Annotated in this window: 1 protein-coding gene; it reads left to right on the top strand. The window is 72.5% G+C overall.

Annotated features, from left to right (window positions below; genetic code table 11):
* Positions 1-8 precede the first annotated feature (8 nt).
* Positions 9-10183 (top strand): type I polyketide synthase (locus tag CFP71_RS00005; protein WP_093931737.1); only part of this gene is annotated, 10175 nt, incomplete at its 3' end.

Below are 10183 nucleotides of genomic sequence, written 5' to 3'. Positions count from 1 at the left end.
CCACCGTCATGACCACCGACGAGCGGACGCTCGACTACCTCAAGCGACTGACCGCCGAACTGCGTGAGACGCGGCGCCGTCTGCGAGAAGCCGAGGAGAGCGGCTCCGAACCCCTGGCCGTGATCGGCATGGCCTGCCGGTTCCCGGGCGGGGTCACCTCGCCGGAAGGACTGTGGGACCTCGTCGACGGCGGCGGGGACGGGATGACGGGGTTCCCGGCGAACCGGGGCTGGGACACCGACGGGCTGTACCACCCGGATCCGGAACACCGGGGCACCAGCTACAGCGACCAGGGCGGATTCCTGCACGACGCGGGGGAGTTCGACGCGGGCTTCTTCGGCATCTCGCCGCGGGAAGCCCTCGCGATGGACCCGCAGCAGCGGCTGCTGCTGGAGGTCACCTGGGAGACGTTCGAACGGGCGGGGCTGGACACGGCCGCGCTGAAGGGCAGCGCCACCGGTGTGTTCGCCGGGGCCATGCGCAGCGAGTACGTCTCCGGGTTCGACGGCGGATCCGAAGAGGTGGAGGGGTTCCTGGGCACCGGCTCGTCCAACAGCGTGCTGTCGGGGCGGCTCGCCTACACCCTCGGGCTGGAGGGCCCGGCGGTCACCATCGACACGGCGTGCTCGTCTTCGCTGGTCGCGGTGCACCTCGCGGCGCACGCCCTGCGGTCGGGGGAGTGCTCGCTGGCGCTGGCCGGCGGGGTCACGGTGATGGCCACGCCGGAGACGTTCGTCGAGTTCTCGCGTCAGCGCGGCATGGCACCGAACGGGCGCTGCAAGGCGTTCGCCGCCGGGGCGGACGGCACCGGCTGGTCCGAGGGCGCGGGCATGCTCCTACTGGAGCGGCTGTCCGACGCCCGCCGCAACGGGCACCGGATCCTCGCCGTCCTCAAGGGTTCCGCGGTCAACCAGGACGGCGCGTCCAACGGGCTCACGGCGCCCAACGGCCCGGCTCAGCAGCGCGTCATCCGTGCCGCGCTGAAGAACGCGAAGCTGGCCGCAGCCGACGTCGACGCCGTCGAGGCGCACGGCACCGGTACCACCCTCGGTGACCCGATCGAGGCACAGGCGCTGCTGGCCACCTACGGCCGCGAGCGGGAAACCCCGCTGTGGCTCGGGTCGATCAAGTCGAACATCGGGCACACGCAGGCCGCGGCGGGTGCCGCCGGGATCATCAAGATGGTCGAGGCGATGCGCCGCGGCGTGCTGCCCCGCACCCTGCACGTCGACGAGCCGTCCCCGCACGTCGACTGGACGGCCGGGGCCGTCGAACTGCTCACCGAACCGAAGCCGTGGGACACCGGCGATCGTCCGCGACGGGCCGGGGTGTCGTCCTTCGGCATGAGCGGCACCAACGCGCACGTCATCCTGGAGCAGGCCCCCTCGGACGACGAAGCCGAGCCGGAGCGGACTCCGCCCGCCGTCCAGACGTGGCCGCTTTCGGCTCGCGGTCCAGCCGCGCTGAAAGCCGCGGCCGCCGAACTCCTGTCCACTGTGGACGACGTCGATCCGCTCGACCTGGGCTGGTCGCTGGCCACCACGCGGACCGCGCTGGAGTCGCGCGCCGCGATCGTCGGGACCCCGGAAGACCTCAAAGCGGGATTGACCGCGCTCGCCGAGGGCGAACCCGCTCCCGGCGTCGTCACCGGTGAACCGCTGCTCGGGCGCACCGCGTTCCTGTTCTCCGGCATGGGAGCCCAGCGCTGCGGCATGGGCCGCGAGCTCTACGACACCTTCCCCGCGTACCGCGCCGCTTTCGACGAGGCGTGCGCCGCGCTCGACCCGCACCTCGAGCGGCCGCTGGCCGACGTCGTCTTCGGTGACGACCAGAAGCTCCTCGACCGGATGACCTTCGCCCAGCCCGCGATGTTCGCCTTGCAGGTCGCGCTGTTCCGCCTGCTGCAGGCGTGGGGTGTGCACCCGGACTACGTCGTCGGGCATTCCGCCGGTGAACTGGCGGCGGCCCACGTCGCCGGGGTCTGGGACCTGGCCGGTGCCGCGCGGATGATCACCGCGCGCGGCCGCCTGATGGAGGCGCAGCCCCCGGGCGGCGCGATGATCGGCATCCAGGCCACTGAAGAGGAGGTCGCCGCCGAACTCACCGACGGCCTCGCCATCGGCGCGCTCAACGCTCCCGACTCGGTCGTCGTCTCCGGCGAGGAAGCCGCCGCCGAGGCCCTCGCGGCGAAATTCGCCGAACGCGGCCGGAAGATCAAGCGGCTCAACATCTCCCACGCCTCGCACTCCGCGCGGATGGACGGCATGCTCGCCGAATTCGGCGTCATCGCCGAAGAAATCCCGCACGGGACGCCGACCATCCCCGTGGTGTCCAACGTGACCGGCCGCCTCGCCGGACCCGACGAGGTCACCGTGCCCGGCTACTGGCCGCGGCACGTCCGGCAGCCCGTCCGGTTCGCCGACGGCGTCGGATTCCTGCGCGGCGAAGGGGTTTCCCGGTTCGTCGAGATCGGCCCGGACGCCGTGCTGGCCGGGATGGCCGCGCGGACACTGCCGCCGGAAGGCACCCTCGTCACCCCGGTGCTGCGCAAGGACCGCCCCGAAGCGCGGACCGCGATGACCGCGCTCGCCGAACTGCACGTCCGCGGCGCCCGCGTCGACTGGACCGCGTTCTACGAGGGCACCGGAGCCCGCACGATCGATCTGCCCACGTACCCGTTCCAGCGCGAGAACTACTGGCTGCGCGGCGGCCACAGCGCGGGCGATCCTGGCGGGCTCGGCCTGGCCGACGCCGCCCACCCGCTGCTGGGCGCGGCCGTCCCGCTCGCCGACGGTGCCGGGGTCGTCCTGACCGGCCGCATCTCGCCGTCCACCCACCCCTGGCTTTCCGATCACGCCGTCGCGGGGACCGTCATCGTGCCCGGCACCGCACTGGTCGAACTCGCGCTGCGGGCCGGTGACGAAGCCGGCTGCGCGCATCTGGAAGAACTCACCCTGCGCGAGCCGATGGTCCTGGCCGGTCCGCTGGACGTCCAGGTCGTCCTGGCAGGCCCGGACGACAGCGGCCGCCGCGCCGTAGCTGTGTACTCCCGTGCCGGTGAAGGCGCCTGGACGCTGCACGGTTCGGGAACCCTGGCCCCGCAGGCCCCGGCCGCGAACTTCGACCTGGCCGAGTGGCCGCCGCGCGACGCCGTCTCCGTGGAGGTCACCGACGTCTACCCGGTGTTCGCCGCCGCCGGACTGGAGTACGGCCCGGTCTTCCAGGGGCTCAAGTCCGCCTGGCGGCTCGGCGAGGAGATCTTCGCCGAGACCGCGCTGCCGGAAGACACCGCGAAGGCCGACGTCGAGCGCTTCGGCCTGCACCCCGCGCTGCTCGACGCCGGTCTGCACGCGATCGGCCTCCTGAGCGAGGAACCGGGTGGCGCCAAACTGCCGTTCCTCTGGCAGGACGTCACCCTGCACGCCACCGGCGCGTCCACGCTGCGCCTGAAGCTCACGCCCGCCGCCTCGGGTGCGGTCACCCTGCGCGCCGCCGACGGCACCGGTGCGCCGGTCGTCACCATCGGCTCCCTGACCCTGCGCGAACTCGCCCCCGTCACCACGGCGACCCCCGGTCTCGACTCGCTGTTCCGCCTCGACTGGACCCCGCTGCCCACCCCGGCCGACCCGGCCCAGGTCGAGTGGGCCTACCACGGGCGAGTCGGCAGTGGCTCCGTACCGCCGGTCGTCGTGCTCCCGGTGTTCACCGACCCGACCGGTGCGAGCATCGCGACCCGCGAGGTTCTCGCCGTCCTGCAGCAGTTCTCCACCGAAGACCGGTTCGCCGACGCGAAACTCGTCCTCGTCACTTGTGACGCGATCGGCCCCGGCCGTGTCGATCCGGCCGCCGCCGCTGTCTGGGGCCTCGGCCGTTCCGCGCAGAGCGAACTCCCGGGCAGGGTCGTGCTCGTCGACACCGAGACCGGCGACCTGGCCGAGGCCGAACTCGCCGCCGCGCTGGCGACCGGCGAACCTCAGCTGACCTTGCGCGACGGCGGTTTCGCCGCCCTGCGGCTGGGCCCGGTCCCCGGCACCGACGAACTCAGCCCGCCCGCCGAACCCGCGTGGCGCCTCGGCATGGCCGCGCGCGGCACGCTGGAGGAACTGCGGCTCGAACCCTGCCCCCAGGCCCTGGAACCGCTCAAGCCCGGGCACATCCGGGTCGCCGTCGGCGCCGCGGGCCTCAACTTCCGTGACGCGCTCAACGTTCTCGGCATGTTCGAGGGCGAGCCCGGCCCGCTCGGTAACGAGATCGCCGGTGTCGTCCTGGAAACCGGGTCCGAAGTGGACGATCTCGCACCCGGCGACCGCGTGATGGGCGTGGCGATCGGTGGCATCGGCTCCATCACCACCGCGCAGCGCTCGATGTGCGCCCGGATTCCGGACGGCTGGACCGACGAGGAAGCCGCGTCTGTCCCGCTGGTGTTCCTCACCGCTTACTTCGGGCTGAAGGAACTCGCCGGACTGAAAGCAGGGGAGTCCGTCCTCGTCCACGCGGGCGCCGGTGGCGTCGGCATGGCGGCGATCCAGATCGCCCGCCACCTCGGCGCCGAGGTCTACAGCACCGCCAGCCCCGCGAAGCAGCACGTGCTGACCGAAGCCGGGCTGGACGACGGCCACATCGCCAACTCCCGCACCCTCGACTTCGAACAGCACTTCCTCGCCACCAGCGAAGGACGCGGCGTCGACGTCGTCCTCGATGCGCTGACCGGTGACTTCGTGGACGCGTCCCTGCGACTGCTGCCGCGCGGTGGCCGGTTCCTGGAGATGGGCAAAGCGGGCCTGCGTGACCCCGAACAGGTCGCGGCGGACCACCCCGGCGTGCACTACCGGCCTTACGACCTCATCGAAGCGGGACCCGAGCAGTTCTCCCGCATGTGGGCCGAAGTGCTGGAGCTGTTCGCGAGCGGTGTCCTGAAGCCGTTGCCGCGTCACGTCTGGGACGTCCGCCGCGCCCCGGAGGCGTTCCGGTTGCTCAGCCAGGCCAAGCACATCGGCAAGGTCGTGCTCACCATCCCGCGCGGCCCGGAACCCGAGGGCACCGTCCTGATCACCGGCGGTACCGGCGGTCTCGGCGCGATGCTCGCCAAGCACCTGATCACCGAGTACGGCGTCCGGCACCTGCTCCTGACCAGCCGTCGCGGTCCTGAGGCCCCCGGCGCTTCCGAGTTGTCGCAGGAATTGACCGCGCTCGGCGCCGAAGTCACCATCGCCGCGTGTGACAGCGCGGACCGCGACGCCGTCGCCGCGCTGCTCGCAGCCATCCCCGGCGAGCATCCGCTCACCGCCGTCGTCCACGCGGCCGGTGTCCTCGACGACGCCCCGATCGACGCGCTCAACCCCGAACGCCTCGACCGTGTTCTCGCCCCGAAGGCCGACGCCGCCTGGCACCTGCACGAGCTGACCGCGGAGCTGCCGCTGCGCTGGTTCGTCCAGTTCTCCTCGGCCGCCGGCGTGCTCGGCAACCCCGGTCAGGGCAACTACGCCGCCGCCAACGCCTTCCTCGACGGCCTCGCCACCCGCCGTCGCGCCGAAGGTCTCGCGGCGCAGTCCGTCGCGTGGGGCCTGTGGTCCGGCGGCATGAAGGGCGAACTCGGCGACGCGGGCGAAGAACGCATGCGCCGCAGCGGTTTCCCGCCGATCGACCCGGAAGAGGGCCTGGCGATGTTCGACCGCGCGGTCGGCCTCGACCACGCCGTCCTGCTCGGCCTCAAATTCGACCGCGCGACCGTGCGCGGCAGCGACGCCCCGATCTCGCCGCTGATCCGCGCGCTGGTCGGCGGATCCGGCCGGGCGAAGGCCAAGACCGCCACCGCCGAGCAGGCGGGCGAACTGCGGCGCAAACTCGCCGGGCTGCCCGCGCCGGACCGCGACGAACTGCTGCTGGACCTGGTGCGCCGCGAGGTCGCCCTGGTCCTCGGGCACGCCGACGCGGCCGGGATCGCCGCGACCCGCGCGTTCAACGAAATCGGCTTCGACTCGCTCACCGCGGTCGAACTGCGCAACCGTCTCGGCGCCGCGACCGGTCTCCGGCTGCCCGCGACGCTCGTCTTCGACCACCCGACGCCCGACGCGCTGAAGGTCTTCCTGCGCGGCGAACTCGTCGGGGACGAGACGCCGGCCCCGGTCGCGAGTCCCCCCGTCGCGGCCGGGTCCGGTATCCACGACGATCCGATCGTCATCGTCGGCATGGGCTGCCGGTACCCGGGCGAGGTCACCTCACCCGCCGAGCTCTGGCAGCTGGTCGCCGACGGCCGCGACGGCGTCGGGGACTTCCCGGCCGACCGTGACTGGCCCCTGGACTCGCTCTTCCACCCGGACCCCGACCACCGCGGCACCACGTACGCGTCCGAAGGCGCTTTCCTCTACAACGCGGGCGACTTCGACGCCGAGTTCTTCGGGATCTCGCCGCGTGAGGCACTGGCCATCGATCCGCAGCAGCGCCAGGTCCTGGAGACGTCGTGGGAGGCGCTGGAGCGGGCGGGCATCGACCCGGCTTCCCTGCGTGGCACCAGCACCGGTGTCTTCGCCGGGGCGCTGTCCAACGACTACATCTCACGGCTGAGCGCGATTCCCGAGCAGGTCGAGGGGTTCCTCGGCACCGCGTCGTTCAGCAGCGTCGTCTCCGGCCGCGTCGCCTACGCGCTCGGCCTGGAAGGCCCGGCGGTCTCCGTCGACACCGCCTGCTCGTCCTCGCTGGTCGCCGTGCACCTGGCCGCGCAGTCACTGCGATCGGGGGAGTGCTCGCTCGCGCTGGCGGGCGGCGTCAACGTGATGGCCTCGCCGGACATGTTCGTCGAGTTCTCGCGGCAGCGCGGACTGGCACCGGATGGCCGCTGCAAGCCGTTCGCCGGGGCCGCCGACGGCACGAACTGGGCCGAAGGCGTCGGAATCCTGGTGCTGGAGCGTCTTTCCGACGCCCGCCGCAACGGACACCGCGTCCTCGCCGTCGTCAAGGGCTCCGCGGTCAACCAGGACGGCGCGTCCAACGGCCTCACCGCCCCCAACGGACCTTCGCAGCAGCGCGTGATCCGATCGGCGCTGGCCAACGCCGGGGTCGAATCGTCCACTGTGGACGTCGTCGAGGCGCACGGCACGGGCACGCCGCTGGGCGACCCGATCGAGGCGCAGGCGTTGCTGGCCACGTACGGCCGCGACCGCGAGCGGCCGCTGCTGCTCGGTTCGGTCAAGTCCAACATCGGCCACACGCAGGCCGCCGCCGGGGTCGCCGGGATCATCAAGATGGTCGAGGCGATGCACCACGGCGTCGTCCCGGCGAGCCTGCACGTCGACGAGCCGACCCCGCACGTCGACTGGACCGCGGGTGACATTTCGCTGCTCACCGAGCAGACGCCGTGGCCCGAAACCGATGGTCCGCGCCGTGCCGGGGTGTCGTCGTTCGGCATCAGCGGCACCAACGCCCACGTCGTCCTCGAACAGGCCCCGGCCGAAGCCGAGCCCGAGCCCTCGGGCACGCTGCCCGTGGTACCTCTGCTGCTTTCCGGACGGACGCCGGAAGCGCTGGCGGCGCAGACTTCTCGTCTGTCCACAGTGGACTTGAGTGTCGACGCCGGTTTCTCGCTGGCGACCACCCGTACGCACCATGCGCACCGCGCGGTCGTCGTCGGCGAGCCCGGCGCCGGACTGCGGACGCTGGCCTCCGGCGAACTCGTCTCAGGCCGCCTGGCGTTCCTGTTCACCGGACAGGGTTCGCAGCGCGCCGGAATGGGTCAGGGGCTCTACGAAGCCTTCCCCGCGTTCGCCAAGGCTTACGACGAGGTCGCCGCGCTCCTTTCCCTCGACGGCGACCTGAGCCGGACGGGGACCGCGCAGCCCGCGATCTTCGCCCTGGAAGTCGCGCTTTACCGGCTCTTCGAGTCTTGGGGTGTGCGGCCCGCGTTCGTCGCCGGGCATTCGATCGGCGAGATCGCCGCCGCGCACGTCGCGGGCGTGTTCTCCTTGGAGGACGCCGCGAAACTGATCGAAGCGCGCGGCAGGCTGATGGAGGCGCTGCCCGAAGGCGGCGTGATGGTCGCCGTGCAGGCGACCGAAGCCGAGGTCGCCGAGTTCGGCGTGGCCATCGCGGCGGTCAACGGTCCGGACGCCGTCGTGCTCTCGGGTGCGGAGGAGCCGGTGCTCGCCGCCGCCGCGACGCTGGAAGCCCGCGGCCGCAAGGTGAAGCGCCTCGACGTCTCCCACGCGTTCCACTCGCCGCTGATGGACCCGATGCTCGACGACTTCGCCGCCGTGGTGCGGGAACTGTCGTTCTCCGAACCGCTGATCCCGATCGTGTCGACCGTCGCCGAGCAGGCTGATCCGACCGACCCGGCGTACTGGGTGCGGCACGTGCGGGAACCGGTCCGGTTCGCCGACGCGCTGACCACCCTTTCGGCCGAGAACGTGACCACCTTCCTCGAGATCGGCCCGGCGGCGGTGCTTTCGGCGCTGGCCGCGGGATCCGGCGAGGCTATTCCCGCCCTGCGTGACGAGAAGGACGAGCCGGGGACCGCGGTCACCGCGCTGGCCCGCCTGCACGTCCGCGGGATCGACGTCGACTGGCCCGCGTTCTTCGCCCCCGCGAAGCCGCGCGTCGTCGACCTGCCGACCTACGCCTTCCAGCACGAGCGGTACTGGCTGCGTGAGCCCGCCGTGGTGCGCGTCGCGGGCGGCCTGCGTCACCCGGTCCTTGCTTCCGCCGTGACCTCGGCGGACGACGGTGCGGTCCTGTGCACCGGTGTCCTTCCCGCCGACCCTTCGGACACGCTGCTCGTCGAACTGGCGATCCGCGCGGGTGACGAGGCCGGCGCGGGCACCCTGGCCGAATTCGCCGTCGAGGCGCCGCTGACCGGGGACCGCGAGGTCCAGGTCTCCGTCGGCGCCGAGAACGACGGCCGTCGCCCGGTTTCGGTCCACACCCGGACCGGTGCGGGCTGGCAGCGGCACGGCACCGGTTTCCTGGTCGAGGCACCCGCGCCGGCACCGGCGCTCCCCGAAGTCTTCACCGAACTGACCCTGCCGGACGACAGCGCGCAGCTGTACGGGCTGCACCCGAGCCTGCTCGACCCGGTGCTGGCCGAACGCGGCTGGCCGGTCGCCTGGCGGAACGTGACCCTGCACGCCACCGGCGCCACCACCGTCCGGGCGCACCTGAGCGAGGCGGGGGAGCTGGCGGTGTTCGACCTCGCGGGAGCCCCGGTGCTGTCCGCCGAGGTGACCTTCGGCGAGCGCCCGGTGGCCGTGACGGAGCCGAGCGAGTCGCTGCACCGGATCGTCTGGTCGCCGGTTCCGGTGGGCGACGGCGAAACGTCGTGGGCCCGTCTCGGGGACACCGGCGCGGAGTCGTCCGAAGCCGTCGTCCTGGAGCTCGCCGAACCCGCGGGTGACGTGGCCGACGCGGCGCGTACGGCGACCGCGACCGTCCTCGCCGCGTTGCAGGAGTCCACAGCCGCCCGTCTGGTCGTGCTGACCGCCGGTGCCGTCGCACTGTCCGAAGAGGACGGTGCGGATCCGGCCGCCGCCGCGGTCTGGGGCCTGGTGCGCGCGGCGCAGTCGGAGAACCCGGGCCGGTTCGTCCTCGTCGACGGCGACGGTGACACCTCGATCCTCGGCAAGGCGCTGGCCACCGGCGAAGACCAGTTGCTGCTGCGCGAAGGCAAGCTGTACGCGCCGAAACTGACGCTGGTGGGCACGCGAACCACCGAGCCTTCGGCTTTGGCGGGCGGGACTGTCCTCGTCACCGGCGGTACCGGCGGCCTCGGTGCCCACCTCGCCCGGCACCTCGTCCAGGCACACGGCGTCCAAGAACTGGTGCTCACGAGCCGACGTGGCCCGGACGCGCCGGGCGCGGCGGAACTTGCCGCCGAACTGACCGGACTGGGCGCGAACGTCCGCGTCGAAGCGTGCGACGTCGCCGACCGCGCTTCCGTCGAAGGCCTCGTGGCCGGGATCCCCAGGCTGACCGGGGTCGTGCACGCGGCGGGTGTCCTCGACGACGGCCTCGTCGGCGCGCTCACCTCGGAACGGCTCTCGACCGTGTTCGGTCCCAAGGCCGCCGCCGCTTGGCATCTGCACGAACTGACCAAGGGGCACGAGCTCGCGGCGTTCGTCCTGTTCTCCTCGGCCGCCGGGGTCTTCGGCAACGCCGGGCAGGGCAACTACGCGGCCGCCAACGCCTTCCTCGACGG

Origin of the sequence: Amycolatopsis thailandensis, assembly GCF_002234405.1 — a bacterium.
In the GTDB taxonomy this organism is placed as follows: domain Bacteria; phylum Actinomycetota; class Actinomycetes; order Mycobacteriales; family Pseudonocardiaceae; genus Amycolatopsis; species Amycolatopsis thailandensis.
Note: the sequence above shows the minus strand (reverse complement) of the source record. Positions and strands in the feature narration are given on the sequence as shown.